This is a genomic window from Mucilaginibacter sp. R-33 (genome assembly GCF_049949235.1).
In the GTDB taxonomy this organism is placed as follows: domain Bacteria; phylum Bacteroidota; class Bacteroidia; order Sphingobacteriales; family Sphingobacteriaceae; genus Mucilaginibacter.
Map to the genome: position 1 here is coordinate 2,653,268 of NZ_CP188089.1, position 21,892 is coordinate 2,675,159.

At 42.5% G+C, this 21,892-nt stretch carries 13 protein-coding genes; 8 read left to right on the plus strand and 5 right to left on the minus strand.

From position 1 onward, the window contains the following. Window positions 1–73 precede the first annotated feature (73 nt). Window positions 74–766 (minus strand): hypothetical protein, encoded by a 693-nt coding sequence (locus ACP26M_RS11105; RefSeq protein WP_426588828.1) that lies wholly within the window; start codon window positions 764–766, stop codon window positions 74–76. Between the two features lie 182 nt (window positions 767–948). Here ACP26M_RS11105 and ACP26M_RS11110 point away from each other — a divergent pair, with 182 nt between their 5' ends. Beyond that, window positions 949–2,181 carry an alpha/beta hydrolase-fold protein gene (locus ACP26M_RS11110; protein ID WP_188831736.1) on the plus strand — a complete coding sequence of 411 codons (1,233 nt, stop codon included), beginning with the start codon at window positions 949–951 and terminating at the stop codon, window positions 2,179–2,181. Between the two features lie 15 nt (window positions 2,182–2,196). On the opposite strand, the gene ACP26M_RS11115 is transcribed toward ACP26M_RS11110, so the two are convergent. Together ACP26M_RS11115 and ACP26M_RS11120 are read right to left on the minus strand one after the other, a co-directional pair. Then, window positions 2,197–2,568, minus strand: coding sequence for a DUF779 domain-containing protein (locus tag ACP26M_RS11115; RefSeq protein WP_176624147.1), 372 nt, complete (start codon window positions 2,566–2,568; stop codon window positions 2,197–2,199). 114 nt (window positions 2,569–2,682) lie between these two features. Continuing rightward, complete coding sequence (locus ACP26M_RS11120) at window positions 2,683–4,185, minus strand: aldehyde dehydrogenase family protein (protein ID WP_426588831.1); 1,503 nt, start codon at window positions 4,183–4,185, stop codon at window positions 2,683–2,685. Between the two features lie 154 nt (window positions 4,186–4,339). On the opposite strand from ACP26M_RS11120, the gene ACP26M_RS11125 reads away from it, so the two are divergent. Further along, window positions 4,340–5,272 (plus strand): AraC family transcriptional regulator, encoded by a 933-nt coding sequence (locus ACP26M_RS11125; protein ID WP_426588833.1) that lies wholly within the window; start codon window positions 4,340–4,342, stop codon window positions 5,270–5,272. 105 nt (window positions 5,273–5,377) lie between these two features. On the opposite strand, the gene ACP26M_RS11130 is transcribed toward ACP26M_RS11125, so the two are convergent. Beyond that, the gene (locus ACP26M_RS11130) at window positions 5,378–6,022 is read right to left on the minus strand and encodes a redoxin domain-containing protein (protein WP_426588835.1); all 645 of its coding nucleotides are present in this window, start codon (window positions 6,020–6,022) and stop codon (window positions 5,378–5,380) included. A gap of 514 nt (window positions 6,023–6,536) precedes the next feature. On the opposite strand from ACP26M_RS11130, the gene ACP26M_RS11135 reads away from it, so the two are divergent. From ACP26M_RS11135 to ACP26M_RS11155, 5 genes are all read left to right on the plus strand, one after another. After that, on the plus strand, window positions 6,537–8,192 hold the full coding sequence (locus ACP26M_RS11135) for a L,D-transpeptidase family protein (RefSeq protein WP_426588837.1): 1,656 nt from the start codon (window positions 6,537–6,539) through the stop codon (window positions 8,190–8,192). Between the two features lie 465 nt (window positions 8,193–8,657). Further along, window positions 8,658–11,831 (plus strand): SusC/RagA family TonB-linked outer membrane protein, encoded by a 3,174-nt coding sequence (locus tag ACP26M_RS11140; RefSeq protein WP_426588839.1) that lies wholly within the window; start codon window positions 8,658–8,660, stop codon window positions 11,829–11,831. A gap of 5 nt (window positions 11,832–11,836) precedes the next feature. After that, window positions 11,837–13,462 carry a SusD/RagB family nutrient-binding outer membrane lipoprotein gene (locus ACP26M_RS11145; RefSeq protein WP_426588841.1) on the plus strand — a complete coding sequence of 542 codons (1,626 nt, stop codon included), beginning with the start codon at window positions 11,837–11,839 and terminating at the stop codon, window positions 13,460–13,462. 248 nt (window positions 13,463–13,710) lie between these two features. Next, window positions 13,711–16,938, plus strand: coding sequence for a VCBS repeat-containing protein (locus ACP26M_RS11150; RefSeq protein WP_426588843.1), 3,228 nt, complete (start codon window positions 13,711–13,713; stop codon window positions 16,936–16,938). Window positions 16,939–16,990: 52 nt separating this feature from the next. Continuing rightward, on the plus strand, window positions 16,991–18,328 hold the full coding sequence (locus ACP26M_RS11155; protein ID WP_426588845.1) for a vanadium-dependent haloperoxidase: 1,338 nt from the start codon (window positions 16,991–16,993) through the stop codon (window positions 18,326–18,328). 26 nt (window positions 18,329–18,354) lie between these two features. On the opposite strand, the gene ACP26M_RS11160 is transcribed toward ACP26M_RS11155, so the two are convergent. After that, entirely contained in the window at window positions 18,355–20,337 is a 1,983-nt protein-coding gene (locus tag ACP26M_RS11160; protein WP_426588847.1) for a phosphatidylinositol-specific phospholipase C domain-containing protein, read from the minus strand. A gap of 112 nt (window positions 20,338–20,449) precedes the next feature. On the opposite strand from ACP26M_RS11160, the gene ACP26M_RS11165 reads away from it, so the two are divergent. Beyond that, complete coding sequence (locus tag ACP26M_RS11165) at window positions 20,450–21,892, plus strand: hypothetical protein (RefSeq protein ID WP_426588849.1); 1,443 nt, start codon at window positions 20,450–20,452, stop codon at window positions 21,890–21,892.

The following is a 21,892-nucleotide window of genomic DNA, read 5'->3' on the forward strand; positions in this document are numbered from 1 at the left end:
TACAAAGTTGCAGTAAATGATCGGATTAAACGGAGCCTAAAAAAACAATTTAAAGTGTTACAAAAAAATATGACTATCGCCTGAAAACACCGATATTTTCCGGGCAAAGCAGTATCAGCAAAAATATTGCAGCAAAATCAAATGGTAAAACTTCCGACTCGTTTACTGCCGAAAATAGCATTATCAAAATAGTTAATATAATTATTGCGATAACGTGGTTGCGGTGAGGGATAGGAATTCCGATTCTATCAATAAAGCGTTTAGCCCTAAAATTACTCCGATATATAAACGGCAATATCAAAAAGTAAAAAGCACTTGCAGCTATCAAAGTCCAATAGAGCACAATTTTTCCGGTCTCATTAATTTTAATTATTCCATTTGCATTTGCCCCCAATATTGCGGTGTTGGCTTTAAAAAGCGAATGGGTTGACAGATGAAAAAGGTCGGGTAAACTGCTCATTTTTTCGGTGATGAAAAACAGGCTTGCTATCCCGGTTAAAATTAAAACCACACAAAACTGGATGCTGCGATAGCGCGAAAGCCTTACAATATATGCTGCCGACACTACAAAAATTACAAGTAACAACAATACCGTGAAGTATCCTATAAAACCGCCATAGCGATTGTATATCATCTCAAAATATCCTTTATCAATGAAGAAGAGTATGATAGCCCCTATAGTGAACACGATCATTAATCCGAATATCAACGTCTCAAACTTTGTTAAGCTGTTCTTTTTACGGGCAGTATTATAAGTATTGAGCACGGCGATAATTTTATGAATGATTGTAATAACTAACAAAAACTTACCAAAACATGTTTTCGGTCCTTTTTTTAAACGAAAACAAGCTCCAAATTATTTCCGTCACGCCAACGACAACATTCGTCACATTTAATTCTGAAGGTCATATTGTTGCTGTACCATTGAATCAGAAAATCAACAGCCACATGAAAAAGCTTATCCTGATACTGATTCATCTCACCATTGCATACCTGTTGAAGGCGCAGCCACCGCAGCAACCTATAGTTTTGGGGAGGGTGGATACCATTTATTCCAACATCCTGAAAGAAAAACGACCACTTTGGGTTTATACGCCAGGATATGATACTAACTACTTTTCAAAACCGGAATTTCCGGTTTTGTACGTTTTAGATGCCGATGATCATTTCATGTCGCTGGTTACTATGATCAAAGAACTTAGCGCAACTGCAGGCAATACGGTGCTGCCGCAAATGATCATAGTTGGTATTTTGAATACACCCGGAAATCGTACCCGGGACCTTACGCCTACCAGCAGCGCTATGGACAAGTCATCAGGCGGAGGGGAAAACTTTGCCGCCTTTATGGAAAAAGAACTAATCCCATATATCGACAAAACAAATCCAACTGCGCCCTATCGCACTATGATCGGTCATTCGTTGGGAGGATTAACGGTAATCAATTTATTATCAAAACATACACAGGTTTTTAATGCCTACGTGGCTATAGATCCCAGCATGTTTTATGATAACGACAATTTGCTTAAACAAGCAACAATTATCCTTAAGCAAAAGAATTTTGGCGGTAAAAAGCTTTTCCTCGGTTTTGCTAATACGATGAATGCAGGTATGGATACTATACAAGTAAAAAAGGACACGGCCGAAATATCACATCATATTCGGTCTATCATGAAACTAGCTGATGATCTTTCTGTCAATAAAACAAACAATCTGCAATGGGCTAAAAAGTATTATCCCGATGACGATCATAATTCAGTTTCGTTCAATGCTGAGTATGATGCCTTACGGTTTATTTTCAAAAACAACCGCTTTCCTCGAAACCAGCCTTATAACCAATATTTTGATAAACAGTATAATGCCGTGCAGCTAAGACAAATGATAACTGCCCATTACAAAATGATGTCCGCTGAAATGGGTTACACCGTACGCCCCCCCGAGCCGGAGATGAATAGCATAGGCTACGCGTTTTTGCAACAAAAAGATTATGAAAAAGCGGCCATGTTTTTCCAGGTGAACATAGATAATTACCCGAAAAACTTCAACGTTTATGACAGTATGGGCGATTGCTTTTTAGCCCGTGGGGATAAAGCAAATGCCGAAAAGTATTTTAAGAAAGCTTTATCAATAAAGTATACAAAAGAGATCATGGATAAGCTGGATAAGGTGCAGGCAGAGCAGTAAGAGATTTGGAGAAGGCTAATCTATAAAACTCACCGGTTCTAAATCTTTCAACTCGTCTTCGGTAAACAATCTTGAATGGATCATAAACCTAAAACCCGTCGGTATTTCTATTGAAAAACTTGAACCACGGCCTTTGGTAATATCGAGCTGGAGCTGGGTATGCTGCCAGTATTCAAACTGGTCCCTACTCATCCAAAATTCACAGTCATCCACCTCTCCTATTTTCACATCGCTGCCGCCGAGTTTAAACTCGCCCTTTTCAAAGCACATAGGCGATGAGCCATCGCAGCAACCACCGCTTTGATGAAACATCAGGTCGCCAAAGCGGGATTTGAGTTCGGCTATCAGCTGTGAAGCTTCGGGGGTTATGGTTACTCTTTTGATCATGTCTTCAAATTTCGCGCGAAGAAGCAGATAAGTAAAGAAATATTCAAACACATAAAGACTTACGAAGTTTCAGAAACTTCGCAAGTCTGGGGAACGGGGGGATTAAAGCCGGGATTAAAAAAATCCCAGCTTGTTCTTATTATATGAGATCAGCATGTTTTTTGTTTGACGGTAGTGACCAAGCATCATTTTATGATTTTCGCGACCAAAACCTGATTTTTTATAGCCGCCAAACGGCGCATGTGCCGGGTAAGCATGGTAATTATTTACCCAAACCCTGCCGGCCAGTATAGCACGCGGCACCTGGTAAAGCTCGTGCGCATCGCGGGTCCACACACCGGCACCCAACCCGTACAGTGTGTCATTGGCTATCGCGATGGCTTCTTCAGTAGTTTTGAATGTGGTTACACAAGCCACCGGACCAAAGATCTCCTCCTGAAAAATGCGCATTTTGTTATTGCCTTTAAATAACGTAGGCTGGATATAATAGCCGCCTTCCAGCTCACCATCAAGCTTTTTAACCTCGCCGCCGCAAAGTACCTCTGCTCCCTCTTCTTTACCAATTTTCAGGTACGACTGGATTTTTTCGTATTGATCGTTAGATGCCTGCGCACCCATCATGGTATTCCCGTCAAGCGGGTTGCCCATAATGATAGCATTAGTGCGTTCTATCACCTTCGACATAAATTTATCGTAGATGTTTTCGTGTACCAGGATCCTCGACGGACAGGTACAAACCTCGCCCTGGTTAAGGGCAAATAATACGGCGCCTTCAACGGCTTTGTCAAAAAACTCATCGTCGGCATCGGCCACCGATTCAAAAAAGATATTTGGCGATTTTCCGCCCAACTCCATCGTAACCGGGATGAGGTTTTCAGATGCGTACTGCATAATCAAGCGGCCGGTTGTGGTTTCGCCCGTAAAAGAAACTTTGGCAACCCTTGGCGATGAAGCCAGCGGCTTACCTGCCTCCGGACCAAAACCGGTGATAATGTTCAAAACACCCGGCGGCAAAATATCCTGGATCAATTCCATCAATACCATGATGGATGTCGGGGTTTGTTCGGCCGGTTTTACAACACAGCAATTACCTGCAGCCAGCGCAGGGGCAATTTTCCAGGTAGCCATCAACAGCGGAAAATTCCAGGGAATGATTTGTCCTACCACACCCAACGGCTCATTTAAACAAATACTTACGGTATATTCATCATGCTCGGAAATCCCGCCTTCTTCGGCACGAATTACACCAGCGAAATAACGAAAATGATCAATCACCAGCGGCAAGTCGGCAGCGCGACATTCACGAATGGCTTTTCCGTTATCAATGCATTCTACAGCAGCCAAAAACTCCAGGTTGGCTTCAATAACATCGGCTATTTTATTTAATAGCAATGCCCTGTGCGCTGCTGAAGTTTTGCCCCATGCCGGGAATGCGGCATGAGCGGCGTCCAGAGCCAGTTCAACATCTTCCTTTCCTGATCGTGCAGCTTTGGTGAATACTTTACCGTCGATAGGCGAAACATTATCAAAATATTCGCCTTTAACGGGCGGAACAAATTTGCCGCCGATAAAATTGTCGTACTTATCCTTGAAGGATGGCTTAGAAACAGCGCTCATAATTTTTATGGTTTTTTGGTAACACTAATGTAGAACTACCTCGCTATAGGGCATTTGCATTATGCTCTCAAATGATAGCACAATGGTCGCATTTTTTGCACCCGCTTGTTAATCAGGATAAGTATGCCTAATTTGGTATAAATTATAAACGGCTATGAATAACAAAAGCCTGTTATCTCCACTAAGCCTCTCACACGGAAAAGAACTGAATACCCTGGTTGAAAACCGCAGGGCTTACACCATGAACCATTGCGAGCTCAACGTTTTTGAAACTTTTGAGCGCAGCGAACTGGTGCCCTTAACTTTTAGCGACCTGGTAATAACAAGCATGCTGCGCGGCAAAAAAGTGATGCACCTGTTTGATAAACCCGGTTTCGATTATCTGCCTGGTGAAACAGTTATCGTTCCGCCAAATATTACAATGAAAATCGATTTCCCGGAGGCTACCATCAACCAGCCGTCACAGTGCACCGCTTTGGCCATCAACCACCAAGAAATTACCAATACACTTGATTTTTTAAATGAGAATTACCCAAGGGAAGATAAGCGGGTATGGCAGCTGAATTATAATCAGTTCCATTTTTTTAATAATTATGAGCTGGCCCAGCTCATTAATAAACTCATCCGCATCAGTACCGGCGATGCACTAACTAAAGATGTACTGGCCAACCTCACTTTAAAAGAGTTGCTGATCCGCATTATGCAGATGCAAAACATTAACGAGATCAGCGATAACCTGCATGAGTTATCAAGCAGCAGCCGATTTGCCTATGTACTGGAATACATTAGGGTGCATTTAAGCGATAAGCTTAATATTGATGCATTGAGCCAGATGGCCTTTATGAGCAAAGCCAGCTTTTTCCGGGCGTTTAGGCACGAGCTGGGAATTTCGCCGGTTGACTATATCATTAAAGAGCGCCTGCAATTAGCCAAGCAGCTCATGAACAATCCGCATAACAGTATCTCTGAAGCTTGTTTTAAAGCCGGGTTCAATAACCTTAACTACTTTAGCCGGGCATTTAAAAAGATAGAGGGCATTACGCCAAGTTATTATAAGGCCAGGCTACGGGATGGGCACCTGAATTAATAGACTAATAAAAATATTATTCGGAAAGTAAGAAGCAATCTTATAAGTGCGCTTAGCAAACACTTATAAGATTGCCGTTATGTAAGACGTTTAACCTCCTGGTGCTTATGCCGATCTGCGGCTATTGCTGATCAATGCTGATTCATAAACAGTGCTGATGATGTCTTCGGCAGAAAAAGTGCCCAGGAAATCCCAATCGATATGGCTGTAGATGACCTGTTTTGATGGTTCAATAATATAGGTGGCCAATAACGGCGCATTTTCGTCGATGCCCGAAAACCTGTCCCACACCGGGTAATCGTCAGAATAAACCCTGAACTGCTGTGCTAATTCTTTATCGGCATCGTGATAAAAATTAAGGGTGAGGCTTTGCTCCCAGGCCCATTTTTCAAGCTCTTCGGTGCGCTCATCACTAATAATAAGCAGGTTGCCGCCGCTTGCCTTAACCTCATGCTGCAAATTATTCAGTTGTTTAAGTTGCGCCAGACCTTGCTGCCCCCAATGACGCGAATAAAAAGAAATAACCAGCGGTTTATTTAATAAATTTCTTTGCGAAACAGGCCCATGTGTTTCGGCGCCATTGTAAAATTGCTGCCAGCGGCTATAATCGTTACTTAACTTAAATTCAGGGACCAAATTGCCCGCTTTTACAGGATGTAATGATTTCAGCTTACGAAACTTAAGATCGGGTTCGGCAACAACTTCAAGCAGGTCAAAAAAAGGATATTTATTATTATTTGTGGTTTGCATTTTAAAATAGATTTATGATGTTATGGATAATGTTTTTAGGTAATCGTAGTTGAGTTGTATTGTTCAACAACAACGGCATAATCCATAAATTATCCGGTAACGCATGAGCAAGCCCGGCGGGATGGCGTTGCTTAATTGTTTATTGCGGGATGTATTCATAAAAATATATTAATTGAGGTCAGTAAATTTAAAGGTGCGTAACAGCTTATCTTGTATTGGAGAGAATTTCAACAACAGCAACACATGGGCATGTACAGCCCCCGGTTTTCGGCTGGTGCATATTTGTTGCTGCTGATTAAACTGTTGCCTGTCATCTGTTTTTGAATGTCACACAACAAATATACTATAATATCCATAAACCTAGTAGTGTTTATTTAAAAAATATTCATCCTTTTTTTCAATATCGGTATTTCCTGTGCTCTACGGGTATTTTATATCGGTTAACATTCAGTACCCTTTCCTTTTCCAAAACAAAATCTTTTCATTTACGTTCCGTATAACTAATAAATTAACTATGCAGAACAGGCTGAAACCACAATATATTATCGTACTTGCTTTAAGTGTTTTAGTCCTTTCTAACTGTAAAAACAACACCAAAAAACATCTCCTTTCTAAAGCCGATTCCCTAAAAAAGAAAATGGCCAAGGAATGGACAAAAACCATTCCGGGTAACTTTAGTGATCAAACGGAACTTGTATTTGACAGCACGCGCATTGCCGTTTTTCTGCAAAGCCATCCCGCTTTGGCTCCCTATGAGCAGGATCTGCGGAGTTTTTACCGTAAGCGTAAATTTGCCTATGCGTGGTATGAAAAAGGCATCTTAATTGAACAGGCCGGTAACCTGAACGACAGGCTTATGAACCTGCAAAATGAAGGCATATATAAAGGTATCCCCTATCAAAAAAATTTAGACTCCCTGATATTTGACAATCATTCAAAAACAAGGGTCAAAAAACCTGATATCGGCACCGAGTTAATGCTCACTGCCCAATATTTCGCGTTTTCAAAACTGGCTTTCCGGGGCATGAGCGATTCGGTTAGCCGTTCGGTAAACTGGTTCCTGCCGCGTAAGAAGATAGCATATGATGATTACCTGGATACGCTCTTAAAAAGACCTTCGAAAACCCCTGCTATAAGCGAGCCGGTATACCGTCAGTACGATCTGCTAAAAAGCTTTCTGGCCAAATACCGCCGGCTTGATGCCCATGAGAGCTGGGAACCAATTATTATCAGCAAAAAACTCAAACCCGGCGACTCGTCGGCTGTAGTTGCCTGCATAAAAGCCCGCCTATATAAACTGGAAGATTTTAAAGGCGATACGCTCAACAATAAGTTTGATGACGGGTTCAAAGCAGCCATAACCCAATTCCAGCTCAGGCACGGCCTTAGCGCCGATGGCTTGCCCGGTCCCGGAACTATGGCCGAAATGAATGTACCGCTCAAATCACGGATCAAACAGATCATTGTAAACATGGAGCGCTGCCGCTGGCTGCCTGTAAGTTTAACTACCGACTACCTCGCTGTGAATATCCCCGAATTTAAACTGCACGTTTACCATGCCGATAGCTTATTATGGAGCTGCAATGTGGTGGTGGGGGAAAAAGTACATCAAACAGTAATATTTTACGGCGAAATGCAGTACGTGGTATTCAGTCCTTACTGGAACCTGCCCGAAAGTATTGTGCGCAATGAAGTGTTGCCGGCCATGAGCAGCAACCCAAATTATCTTAACGAGCATAATATGGTCATTACCGGCCGGGAAAACGGACTTCCGGTAATTCAGCAAAAACCCGGACCGGCAAACTCTTTGGGGCTGGTAAAATTCCTGTTCCCCAATAGTTACAGTATCTATTTGCACGATACGCCTTCAAGGTCGTTATTTGGCGAATCGTCCCGGGCGTTTAGCCACGGCTGTATCCGCGTTGGCGAACCGGTAAAACTGGCTTCATTTCTTTTGAAATACGACAGCACCTGGACAACTGCCCGCATTAATAAAGCCATGCATTTAGGTAAACAACAGCAGGTTACACTCAAACAAAAGATGCCTGTATTTATAGCCTATTTTACCGCCTTTACCGACAGGAATAACCGGCTCAATTTCCGCAAAGATATTTATGACCGCGACGAACAGCTTGCATCCATGATCATGTCAGGCAGCGGGCAATATTAGTGTTAAGTTAATAGTACTAAGTCTCAAGTAAAAAGTTAAGTTTAGTCTTTTTTGACTTAGAAGTTAAGACTAACGACTATCCGTCATTACATGATTAATATCACGCCGCCCCCTATCTCCCTGTTTACTCCTTATGCAGTTTAAAATACCGGTAATTAATAATTGCAAAATATTTTTCATGGGTTTGTAGGCAATCACTGAAATTTAATTGTCCTCACTTTAAATCACCATAGTGCTCCCTACAAAGGATAGATTTCCTTTAGCACAGTGATCATTAACCAAACTATATGACATTATTAATAAACCCAGGAAAACTGATGCCTATGTAAAAAAAGCTTACTCTCCCCGCTACAGGCGATAATTACCCGGAGGGAATTACTGCCCCGAAAAAGATTTTTGAATGTTTATAACTGCGTTGTGCTTCCAGGGCGCTTCGCTATTAACTCCCTTTAAATTCAATAAAATATGAAATTTTTCAAACACCCGGTGGGTGTACACAGGCCATGGGTATCACAATCCCTCAACCTGTGTAAATTTGCCCTTGCAGGTATGGTGCTCTTGAACGTGCAGGCTTCGGCTGCTGAAGCGCCAAAAGCAAAAGCCAAATCAAACTATAATTTTAACTTAAACTTCGCTAAACTTACCGGTAAGGTAGTTGACGAAAAAGGCGAACCCCTTGTAGGCGTAAGCATCAGGATCAAAGGCACCACTACAGGTACACAAACCGATGCCAACGGTAACTTTACGCTTGATGTTCAGCCAAACACTGTGTTAACGTTAAGTTACATAGGCTACGCAACTGTAGATGTAGCGGTAGGCGGTAAATCAACTATTACCATTACCCTAAAATCAAACACCAACCTTAATGAGGTAGTTGTAACGGCTTTGGGTATTAAAAAGGAAGAGAAAAAATTAGGTTATGCTGTAACGACTGTAAAAGGCGATCTGCTTGATAAAGCTAAAGAAACCAACGTTGCCTATTCATTAGAAGGCCGCGTTGCCGGTGTAAGCATCAGCGGTGTTAGCGGTGGCCCGGGTTCATCAGCTCGTATTTTATTACGTGGCGTTACCAGCGGCGGTGCGGGCTCTCCATTATTTGTAATTAACGGCGTACCAATGGATAATACTCAACGTGGTTCATCGGGCGAATGGGGCGGTGCCGACTACGGTGACGGTATCAGCAACATCAACCCAGATGACGTTGAAACCATTACGGTATTAAAAGGTCAATCGGCATCTGCGCTGTATGGTAGCCGTGCATCAAATGGTGTAATTTTGATTACCACCAAGGGCGGCAAAAAAAATTCGGGCTTCGGTGTTGAATTTAATACCAACTACCAGGCCGATAAAGTTAATAACACAACTGATTTTCAAACCACCTATGGCCAGGGACAACATGGCGTAAAACCTGCCTCCGTCGATGGTGCGCAGCAATCAAGCCGTTTAGCATGGGGTTCAAAACTGGATGGCTCTAATACCATACAATTTGATGGTAAATCATATCCTTACTCTGCCGCAGGTACTAACAACCTGCAAAACTTTTACCGTACAGGTAACACTTATACTAATACCGTATCATTTGACGGCGGCGGCGAAAACGGAGCCTTCCGTTTGTCAGTTTCTGATTTGAATGCAGGTTCAATTATACGCAACAGCAGTTTAGGCAGGAAAACATTCAACTTAAACGTAAACCAAAATGTTACACCGAAGTTGAACATAGCTGTGGTTGCCAACTATTTGATCGAAAATTCAAAAAACAGGCCAAGTTTGAGCGACGGTCCGGGTAACCCTAACAACATCTGGTTCCTTGCGCCAAACATCAATCAATCTATCTTAAGCCCGGGCATAGCGGCTAATGGCTATGAACAGGTATGGACAGATGACCCTTATGTTACCAACCCTTACTTCGCGGCTAACAACTTTATAAACAATACTGGTCGTAAACGTTTAATTTCGTCATTAACCGCCCGTTACAACTTTACCGACTGGATTTACGCGCAGGCCCGTTTAGGTTATGATAACATTAATGATAGCCGCTTTAAAGTTACCCCTACCGGTACCGCTTATTACACCGGTTTAATGGGTGGTTTGGATGAACAATCAACAGCACAGAGCTTTGAGTTTAATGCCGACGGTTTGGTTGGTGTAAAACATACTATTGTAAAGGATTTACTCGCTTTTGACTTTTCGGCGGGTGCCAACATTCGCAAAAACCAGTACGAATACACAAGCTTAAGTGGAGGTCCGTTTACACTACCATTCTTCTACAGCTATAGTAACGTAAGTGTTAAAAACGCCGCAAACTACCAATTCAACAAATCGGAAGTTCACTCAGCATATTATACGGCCGATTTCAACATTAAAAGCTTCCTTACTTTGAGCACAACCGGCAGGTATGATGCTTATTCAAAGCTTCCGGCTAATAACCTGAGCATCTTTACGCCTTCGGTTTCAGCAAGCTTCCTATTCTCAGATCTGTTGAAGCTTCCTACACTTGATTTTGGCAAACTACGCGTATCATATGCTAAAACCAGCGGTGAGCCTGACAAAGCGTACAGCACATCGGCTTACTATAACTTAGGCAATCAAATCAACGGTACTACCATTGGAAATTACTCGCTGGATTTGTATAACCTTAATTTAAAACCATACACGCTTGACGAGTTGGAAATTGGTACAGAGTTGAAATTCTTTAACGGTCGTTTAAGTGTCGACGCTGATTACTTTAGCCGAAAAACACATAACGAACTGTTGCGCAGCCAGCTTGACCCGGCAGCAGGGTTCAACACCCGCCTTATAGGTACACAATCATTCCAAAACCGCGGTGTGGAAGTTGAGATTAAAGGTACCCCTGTACAAACTTCAACTTTTTCGTGGTCGCCGTCAATTAACTTTACCTATGTTAAAAACAAAGTGTTAAAAACAGACGACTTCGGTACTACACAAACTTTAGGTACTTACAGGCCATTAAATGCCAACCTTGCTTATGTTGTTGGCTTGCCTGGCCCTCAAATTATGGCTAACGATTACAAACGCGATTCGGGTGGCAACATTATTTTTGATGCAAACGGTTATCCTGAAACCACGGCCCGTATCCCAATGGGTTCAACCGTACCCAAAATATATGGTGGTTTAAACAACGACTTCAGCTACAAACACTTCAACCTGTCATTCCTTGTTGATTACCGTTTCGGTGGCAAAATTCTGTCTGCAACCAATGCTTACAGTATCTTCCGCGGTTTAAACAAAATCACTCTGGACGGACGTGAAGGCGGCGTGGTTGGTAAAGGTGTTACCGAAGCAGGTACTCCAAATACAAAAAGTGTTGACGCGCAGGACTACTACCAAAAAGGTTTATACAATGTTTCAGCACTTAACGTGTTAAACGGCGATTTTATCAAATTACGCCAGGTTACTTTTGGCTACACCTTTACCAGCAGTTTCCTGAATGGATCACCATTCAACGCCATCACGGTTTCTGCAGTAGGTCGTAACCTTTGGACTATCATGAAACATTCTGATAACATCGATCCAGAATCAGGCTTCTCAAACAATATCAACTATGCAGGCATTGAAGGTACCAGCTTACCCGCAACCCGCACATTCGGTATTAATGTTAACTTTAAATTTAGAAAATAACGGAGATGAAAAAGAGACTTATATATAGTGGCCTTTGCCTGGCAGCAACGTTGTTTACAACAGGTTGCACCAAGGACTTCACTAAGATAAATACCGACCCTAACGCTACGACAGCCGATCAGTTTAATCCAAACTTTTTGCTGGCCCAGGCACAATTGAATTATTCGCAAACGGGTTACTCGCAACTGCTGTTTCAAAGTATGTGGACACAGTCATTAGCGTCAACATTCAGCTACTATGGCAACGGAGATAAATACCAGCAAAGCGGATCGTTTAACGATTACATAGGTCGCGTTTACAGCGAAGGTTATGGTGCTGAAACCTACGTAGAGGAAATAAAAAATCTAACTAAAGGCAAAACCGGATATGACAATCTGAACAACATTGCTACCATTATGAAAGTATTGATTGTACAACGTATAACAGATACTTATGGTGATGTGCCTTACTCAGAAGCAGGCCAGGCTAAACAAGGCGTTTTCTTCCCTAAGTTCGATAAACAGCAGGCTATTTATACAGCTATGTTAACCGATCTCGATGCGGCCCTAACCGCTTTGAATCCAGCCAAAGACAAGCCAAGTTCTGATTTATTTTATGGCGGCGATATTGACAAGTGGAAAAGATTTGGTTACTCGTTAATGGTACGCGTAGCTATGAGACTAACTAAAGTTGACCCGGCGACAGCTCAAAAATATGTTGAAAAGGCCGCTGCGGCAGGTACTATGACCAGCATCGATGATAATGCGAAAGTAAAAACCGATAATACTAACAATTATGCAAACGCTATAGTTAACGCTTTATTAACTGTGGATGATTTTCGCGAAGTACGCTGGTCAAAAACCCTGATCAGTTTTATGAAATCAACAACAGATCCTCGTGTTAGCGCGATTGCCGAAATTGCTACAGGTAATGGTAAAAAAGCAAATGAAACCGAAAACGTAGCAGGTGATAACAGCTATTCAAAACAAATTGGTTTACCAAACGGGCTGGACTTAAACGGCGGCTCTACCGATGTAACTACCGATCCGAATTATCCAGGAGCAACTCCTGCTGATCCAGCTGTTGAAAAAGATGCTCCCGCTCCGTTGGGTAAATATTCACGTCCGCGTTTACAGGTTTATTACACATCATCAAGTAATATTAACCCGGTTGATAGAAGCACTATCAATATGCTTTTAACTTACGGCGAAACTGAATTATTATTGGCCGAAGCAGCGACAAGAGGCTGGAGCGTAGGCGGCAGCGCGGCTACACACTACGCTAACGCCTTAGCTGCCGATATGAAGTCGATAGCGCAGATTAATACAGCCGCCACTATCAGCGACGCTGCGATAACTGCGTATGTTGCTACCCACCCGCTTGGCGCATCAGCTTTGCAGCAAATTAATACCGAATATTGGGTTGAAACTTCAACACTATTTATGTTCAACGAAAATTGGACAAACTGGAGAAGATCAGGTTTCCCTGTCTTAACCCCGGTTAAATATCCATCTCAGTTTGATACTGAGATCCCGCGTCGTGTAATTTATCCAATTACGCTCCAATCAACAAACCCTAATGGTTTGGCAAGCGGCGTTCAATCATTATCAGGTGGCGATAAATTTTCGTCACGCGTATGGTGGGATAAATAATACCTCTATATAATTCTCTTTAAAAACAAGGCTATGGCTTCATAGCCTTGTTTTTTAGTTTTTACAATAAAAAGGATTAATAATCCGGTGGCAATTATCAATTCAAATAAGTAAATTTAAATCCCCCTGCGATCCGGAAAAAATAAAATCTGTTGATAATGTGTTGTTCTTCTCCCCTGGTTAATTTTAAACTTAAAAGGTTAAACACTTTTACATTTTGTACTGTCGCCCTGTTTACATTACAAAGTATGTACAGTAATGCGCAGCAGACGCTTTTTAAGCTGCGTACACCCGAGGAAACCAGTGTTAAATTCCGCAATGACCTGGTTGAGGACGAAAAGCTCAATGTGCTCTCCTATGAGTACCTGTACAATGGCGGCGGTGTTGCCGTTGGCGATATCAACAATGACGGCCTCGAAGACCTATTTTTTACCAGCAACCTTGGTCAAAATAAACTGTACCTCAACTTAGGGAATCTGAAATTTAAAGATATTACCCAGCAAGCCGGCAGCGGCCTCGCGGGCAGGCCCGGCGACTGGAAAACCGGCGTTACCATGGCCGATGTTAACGGCGACGGTCTCCTGGATATTTATGTGTGTTACTCCGGCCTCGGTGATAATGCCAAACGCCGCAACCAGCTTTTCATCAACAAAGGCAACAGCAAATTTGTTGAAATGGCTAAACAATACGGCCTTGATGATCCCGGCTATAGTACCCAGGCTGTATTTTTTGACTATAATAATGATGGCAAGCTGGATATGTTCCTGCTTGACCATAACGTTAAAAAAATCAGCAACCTTGAATTTGCACAGGCCAAAGCCGAAACCGACGAACTGGCCAGCAATAAACTTTTTGAAAACCAGGGTGGTCATTTTGTTGATGTATCCAAAAAAGCGGGCATCATTCAAAATCCCCTCACCTTTGGCCTTGGGGTTGCCATAGCTGATATGAACAAAGATGGATTACAGGATATTTATGTAACCAACGATTACAACGAACCCGACTACCTTTACATAAACAACGGAAACGGCACTTTTACCGAGGATAGTAAAAAGTGCTTCAAACATTTGTCACAATTTTCAATGGGGGTTGATATAGCTGATATCAATAATGACGGCCTTCCTGATATGATGACGCTTGACATGCTGCCTCCTGATAACCGGCGTCAAAAGCTGTTGCAACTACAGGAAAACTACGAATCGTTTGAGCTGATGCTGAACCAGAACCTGTACAAACAATATATGCGCAACATGCTGCAGGTTAATAATGGTGATGGTACTTTCAGCGAAATCGGTCAGTTGGCGGGTGTTTCCAATACTGATTGGAGCTGGTGCCCGCTTATTGCCGATTTTGACAACGACGGCTACAAGGATATCTTCATCTCCAATGGTTACTTCCGCGATTATACCAACAAGGACTTTTTACGGTACTGGGGCGATTATAAGCTAAAAAAAGCTATGAACCGCGAACCATTCCTGCTCATGGACCTGGTTAAAGCTATGCCCTCTACTACCCTGTCAAACTATATTTTCCAAAATAATCATAACCTTACCTTCACCGATAAAAAACAAGATTGGGGGATCAATAAAGGTGGCATTTCCAGCGGCTCTGTTTATGCCGACCTTGATAACGATGGCGATCTTGACCTGGTTACCAATAATATCAACAGCGAGGCTTCCATATTACAAAACATGACCATGGAAACCGGTAAAAAGAACTACCTGGCTGTAAACCTTAAACAACCGGAAGGAAATACCAATGCCATAGGTTCAAAAGTATTTGTATATAGCGGTAAGCAAGTACAGTACCAGGAGGTTAACCCTAACAGGGGATATCTTTCGTGCGTATCCACAGTTTTAAATTTTGGATTAGGCAATCAGCAGCAGGCAGATTCAGTACGGATCATCTGGCCCGATCAAACATCACAATTGCTTAGCAATGTTAAAGCAAATCAACGCTTGAACATTACCTATAAAATAGGCAATCCTGTATTTAAAACCAATGGAAAAGCCATTACCAAATCTGTTTTTAGTTTAGCTAAACCGACTATTGATTATACTCATACTGAAAATAGCATCAACGATTTTAAACGCCAGCCTTTGATGCTGTTCATGAGCTCAAAAACAGGACCGGTAATAGCCAAAGCTGATGTAAACAAAGATGGTCTTGACGACCTATTTATTGCCGGTGATCAGAATACACCGAGCAAAATATTTATTCAAAAAGCAGGCGGCAATTATGCCGTTCAGGAGATATCGGACGTTAACAAAGAAAACACATCAGCAGCGGCGTTTTTTGACGCCAATGGCGATGGTTTCCCCGATCTGTATATAGCCAAAGGCGGCTATTCACTATTAGAACCCGGCGCTAATGAGCTGCAGGACAAGCTTTATCTAAACGATGGTAAAGGCAATTTCAGTTTTTCAAGCACCTCCCTCCCGATATTAACAGCCAGCAGTAAATCATGTGTGCGCCCTTGTGATTATAACAACGACGGAAAAATTGACCTGTTTGTCGGATCAAACGTTACACCGGGTTCTTATCCATCTGCACCAAAAAGCTACCTGCTTACCAATACGGGCGGTGGTCATTTTGAAATTACCGATGCACCATTTACAGGCATAGGTATGATCAAAGATGCGCAATGGGCCGACTTGAATGGCGATGGCCGTAAAGACCTGGTAGTATGCGGCGAATTTATGCCTATCATGGTTTTTACTAACACCAAAGCCGGTTTTGTTGATGAAACAGCCAAATACTTTGATCATCCCGTTAGCGGTTTCTGGAACACGCTAACCATTACTGATGTGGATGACGACGGCAAACCGGATATCATAGCAGGGAACCTTGGCGAAAACACGCAGATCCATGCCAGCCAAACAGAGCCCGCCGAAATGTATTTTGCTGATTTTGACGGCAACGGCTCAATAGATCCGTTCTTTAACTTTTATATACAGGGCGTAAGCTACCCTTTTGTAAGTCGGGACGAACTGAACGACCAGATTTACCCCATGCGTAAAAGGTTTGCTTCATACAAAGCTTATTGCGATGCTACTATGAAGGATATTTTTACACCCGAAGAGCTTGCTAAAGCCACTAAGCTTACAGCTAATGAGGTTGAAACATGCCTGTTCATGAACCGTGGTGGTAAGTTTGTAAAAGGTGGGTTGCCATTGCAGGCCCAATATTCGTCGGTATCAGAGATCCTGACCAGCGATTTTAATCATGACGGCAAAACGGACCTGCTGCTGCTGGGCAACCATTCAGATAACCGCCTGAAACTGGGGAGCTTTGACGCAAATTATGGCTGCCTGCTTACCGGCGACGGTAAAGGCAATTTCACATACCAAAGCCAACAGGTTGCCGGACTATCGGTAAACGGTGACGTAAAATCGGCCGCAGAAATAAAAATAAACGGTGCAAATTATGTAATGATAGGTGCATCGGGCCAGGCGCTGCAGTTTTACAAGTACTAAATCTTAAGTACCTATTGACTTAAGGCTTGGCACTGAAACAAAATTAAAACAAATGATCAAACAAATATCCATATTGTTTTTAACGCTGATAAGCACAGTAGCTTACGCGCAAAAGAGTAAGAAAAACATTCTTCCGTACCTGCATATCGATCAGGCTGTAAACGCTATTTCGGCGGTTATGATCCATGATGTTGTAAACCCGCCCGCAGCCTCCCGCTATTATGCTTATGTAACCCTGGGGGCTTATAATTTGGTTAGTCTCAACAATAAACAGGTAATACCGGTTGGCAATTTCATCAAAAGCTACACACTGGATAACCAGATCAGCATCCCGGCCGATAAGTACGATTATCGCATAGCCGCTATGTATTGTATACTGGAAACAGGAAAGCAGATGCTCCCATCGGGCTTTATGCTGCAGGATGATGAGGATAAATATGTAGCCCTTCTTAAAGAGAACGGAATCAGCGAAGATGTGATCAAGCAATCGATAGCCGCTGCCACCGAAATGACGGCTAAGGTTATTAAATATTCTAAATCAGATAATTACAACAAACTGAGCGGCCGACTCAGGTACTCACCTATAAAAGGTGGTAAAAACTGGTTCCCTACCCCTCCAATGTATATGGAGGCCGTTGAACCCAACTGGAAAACCATTCGCCCGATGTTTATTGACTCAGCCGATCAGTTTGTGCCGGTTAGACCCGCAGTGTTCAGCACAGATAGCACCAGCGAGTTTTATAAAGAGGCCTATGCAGTTTACACGGTATCCAAAAACATGTCGGCAGAGCAGATCATGATTGCCAACTTTTGGGATTGCAACCCTTTTGCTGTCACCACATCGGGGCACATGATGATCGGTTTTAAAAAAATCAGTCCGGGTGGGCACTGGATGAATATTGTCGGTATCGCCGTAAAAAAGGCCGGGCTTAGTTTTGATAAATCGATACAAGTAGCGACGCTGGTAGCCATGACCGAAATGGATGCGTTTATCAGTTGCTGGGACGAAAAATATCGCAGTAACGGCATCCGCCCCGAAACCTATATTAACAAATACATTGATATTAAATGGGTGCCCATGTTGCAAACCCCGCCATTCCCGGAATATCCAAGCGGCCATGCCGTATTGTCAAATTCGTCGGCTGGAGTATTAAGTTATCTGTTGGGTGATAATTTTGCTTACACAGATGATTCAGAAATCCCCTATGGTGTTGGCCCCCGCGACTTCAAATCATTTAAGCAGGCGGCTGAGGAGGCTTCTTTGTCCCGTTTTTATGGTGGTATTCATTTTAATGATGCTATTGTTAACGGCAATCAACAAGGGCGCGATATAGCAACGGCAGTTATAAAGAAATTAAAAGCAGCCGGAGTAAACTATTTGGGTAATTAGAACTTTAGTTAAAAGTGAACAGCCTTTTAATTATAAAGTGGCGTACCGTTCAATTCAATACAGTAATCAGTTATCCAGGAACCGGCTGAATCAACGTATAATATATTAGGCTTGTTATTTTTATTGATGGTACTATTGGCTATCCACTCATTAATTTTAGATGGTAGGTATTTGTTGCCAAATTGGGCGAGGTCGGTTATACTTTGATTTTTTTTCACAACGTTGGTCAGCAGCATTATGCCGTTTACAATCGGGCTTACCTTTTCATCCTCAAAATCATTACATATCAAAGCTGCCTCATCACTGCTTTGGGTTAACTGCCAGTCCAGCCGCACCAGATCGTTTTTATTGATTCCGTCTTTCATCGATGAAAAAAACAGCTCCTCTTTTGCCAGCAGTTTATTTATTTGATTAGTAGCCGCGTAAGCGCGGCGAAAATTCAGAAAAGTTTTAGCCTTATCGGCCATGGAATTAGAGTCGACCAGCTTTTCCCGGTTAGCATATTGTTCAAAAGTGATGATCACTTTGCCGGCCAGGTCATTCAGTTTAATATTATCGATACTTTTCGACTGGTTATTATAGATCAGGTCTTTCCCAAGTATGCTGAAAATGGTATCGGCCACATGATCGGCCGGGGCCTCTTTCGGGCAAAAATGGCTAAAGGTTATAATTATAAATTCTTTTTTATGCCTGTTAAGAAACGTTTTAACCGAGTCAAGAATATCCTTAAACTGCTCGCCATATCCGCCGCCCATGGCATCGGCCATACAATCGGATGAGCTATGCTTGGTATAAATAGCATTTTTAAATGCCCCTACCCGCAAATCAAACATCCTGATGCCCGCATTTAACTGCTTCCCGATGTTTAGTTTTTGGGTAAGTGTATTGCAGGGATTAATGGAGCTTCCGTGCATGCCTCCTGTACCATTCAATGCCGACATACCAGCATCATGCGCACCCGGAATAACTATGTCCTTTAGCGTAAAGTTCCCTTTTGCCGGGAACAGGGTATCCTCCATCCAGCTCGCCGGGTTATAGCTGGTAAAATAGCTCAGGTAAAGTTTTTGATCTTCCCCAACAAAAGCCATGATAAACTTTTTAGTATCAACACTACATATCGATACCGGGTACGGGGTTTTAAAATAGTCGGGCAATTTATAGCCGTTTACCGGCCGGTTTTGTTCATGTTCTGAAGCGTAGTAAATGAAATTGTCTTTGCTATATCCTTTCCACAAATAAAACAAACGGGAAGTACTAAAGGCATGATAAACTGCCGGGGCTACTTTCGTTTTTGATTTTTCCACTGCAGTTCTTTTTGTCCAGGTTTTATCCGCGGGATTGTAATCAGCATAAAACATACCATCATCATTTGTATAACAAATACGGGCGTGGTTGTCAGATAAAGTAACAATAAAAGGATAGTCGGTACTTCGTTTATCCATCACGGTTTCCAAAACAGCGGGTTTAAATACACCATCTTCGCCGGCATCAAGCATGGCAACAACCATATCATTTTTATTATCGGCGTGCGATGCGATCATGACTTTGCCATTGATTACCGTAGCGGTAACTCCCAGCTTTAACTTAGGCGAACCATTAAAGCTCACCGTTTTAATAGCTTGTGTATTAAAAGTGGTATCGCTGCTATTGATGATATACTTCAATGAGCCATCGGTACTTATCCAAAAAGCATAGATGTGTTTATCAGTTACTCTCAGCACGGGTGCAAACGCGCTGACTTCGGTACCGGCGCTAGCATCAAGCTGTGAAAACCTGGTATCATATTGTTTACCAAGATAGCAAACATGAATAATGCCTGTAGCCCCGGCTTCTTTCCAGGCAATAAAGTAGCGCCCTTTAAAATTGGTGATATCAATGGCTCTATCCGTGGTGGCAGCAGGCAAAAAGTTTAGCGGAGGGCTAAGGCTCAAATTTTGGGCTCTCACCGAAGCCAGACTCATAACGATCAGAATAAACGCGAATAACGAAACAGTCCCGAAAAATTTCATAAGCATAGGTTTAAGTTAATACGCAACAGAATTTTTACTTAAAATAAAAAAACAGACATTAATTATTAACTACTTAAATAAATTTATAATATTTTTATATAAAAACGAACCTATGACAAAAACCCTTACCACTTTTCTGTGCGTTTTCCTGTTTGCACAAGCCATTAAAGCCCAGGATGCAAATTATTGGTCGTCAAGTTACAACCCGGCAGGCTTTTTAACTCCGGGCGCTGTGATAGCCTTTAACCGCGATAGCGGGGTAATGTTCCTGAACCCGGCATTGCTGGCCTACAGTACAAAAAGCACGGCTTCTATCAATGCATCTGTTTACCAATACGGCCGCATCAATATCAAGAACGGAGCGGGTACCGGGCTCGATCTTAAATCAACATCCACCAATATTATCCCGCAAATGATCTCGGCAACAATATCATTAAAAGGCAGTCACCCTTTTACTATCGGGTATGCGCTAACCCACAACCCCGTGATTACCTACCGGGTTAACCAACAGCGCGACGCGACGTTTAATGTACTTGACGACTCCTACAGCCCCGGCAATGAGTACTTTTTGGGTCAATATAGAAATGTAAACAGTATTAATGAAACCGCGGGTATAATAAGCGGCGGCTTTAAGGCGTCTGACCATTTTGCCATTGGCATCTCTGCCGAGGGGCAGATCCGAAAACAGGATTATGATTACAATGTAAGTTCAAGGGCGTTATATAACACCGTGGGGCTTGGGTTCCCGCAGTTTTCAAACGTACAGGAATCATACACCGCGGGTTATTATAATGTGGGGCTAAGGTTTAAAGGAGGGTTTGCTTACGACAATGGCGTACACCATTTGGGCTTAACTATATCATCACCATTGCTACATGTGGCAGGTAGTGGAAATTTGTTAAGTGACAACCAGATCAGCGATCTGATAACACCACATGAAGCCGATACCACCAATTTATTGGCGAACTCAAGACAGCGCAGTCTTAAAGTAAATTACAAAACGCCTGTTAGCGTAGCACTGGGCTATGCCTGTGACTATAAAGGAGGTCAGTTTTATGTTGTTGCAGAATATTTTGCCAAAGTTGGCGAATACAACATTATAACACCCAAAAAACAAAGCTTTATAAAAGGTGCGGAGAGTAACGAGGATTTCTTTACTTCCGAATTTTTAAAGTTTAATGACGCCCGTAAATCGATAACTAACTTTGGTGTAGGTGCAAGCTATCTGCTCAAGCCCGATTTGATGGGGTACCTATCGTTTCATACTGACTTTAATAATATAAGTAAGGCCCTGTATAATCCAGACGACTCGGGTTACCGGTCAAATACAGGCAATTACAATATTTATCACTCCCAGGTAGGGATAAACGTAAAGAAACGCAAGTTCAACCTGCGTACCGGCCTGCTGCTATCATACGGTACAACCAACAAGTATTTGCAAACGATAAATTTTGATAACCCTAATGAAACGAACTTCTTAAGCGGCGATCCGGGATATACCAAAGCTTCGCAGTTTTCTGTGGGGCTGATGCTGTCATACATCCACAACCTGTAA

Excerpts from the sequence above, each read along its gene's own strand:
- ACP26M_RS11135 (WP_426588837.1), top strand. The coding sequence starts at position 6,537 with ATGCAGAACAGGCTGAAACCACAATATATTATCGTACTTGCTTTAAGT.
- ACP26M_RS11130 (WP_426588835.1), bottom strand. The coding sequence starts at position 6,022 with ATGCAAACCACAAATAATAATAAATATCCTTTTTTTGACCTGCTTGAA.
- ACP26M_RS11115 (WP_176624147.1), bottom strand. The coding sequence starts at position 2,568 with ATGATCAAAAGAGTAACCATAACCCCCGAAGCTTCACAGCTGATAGCC.
- ACP26M_RS11165 (WP_426588849.1), top strand. The coding sequence starts at position 20,450 with ATGACAAAAACCCTTACCACTTTTCTGTGCGTTTTCCTGTTTGCACAA.
- ACP26M_RS11160 (WP_426588847.1), bottom strand. The coding sequence starts at position 20,337 with ATGAAATTTTTCGGGACTGTTTCGTTATTCGCGTTTATTCTGATCGTT.
- ACP26M_RS11125 (WP_426588833.1), top strand. The coding sequence starts at position 4,340 with ATGAATAACAAAAGCCTGTTATCTCCACTAAGCCTCTCACACGGAAAA.
- ACP26M_RS11155 (WP_426588845.1), top strand. The coding sequence starts at position 16,991 with ATGATCAAACAAATATCCATATTGTTTTTAACGCTGATAAGCACAGTA.
- ACP26M_RS11145 (WP_426588841.1), top strand. The coding sequence starts at position 11,837 with ATGAAAAAGAGACTTATATATAGTGGCCTTTGCCTGGCAGCAACGTTG.
- ACP26M_RS11140 (WP_426588839.1), top strand. The coding sequence starts at position 8,658 with ATGAAATTTTTCAAACACCCGGTGGGTGTACACAGGCCATGGGTATCA.
- ACP26M_RS11110 (WP_188831736.1), top strand. The coding sequence starts at position 949 with ATGAAAAAGCTTATCCTGATACTGATTCATCTCACCATTGCATACCTG.
- ACP26M_RS11150 (WP_426588843.1), top strand. The coding sequence starts at position 13,711 with ATGTACAGTAATGCGCAGCAGACGCTTTTTAAGCTGCGTACACCCGAG.
- ACP26M_RS11120 (WP_426588831.1), bottom strand. The coding sequence starts at position 4,185 with ATGAGCGCTGTTTCTAAGCCATCCTTCAAGGATAAGTACGACAATTTT.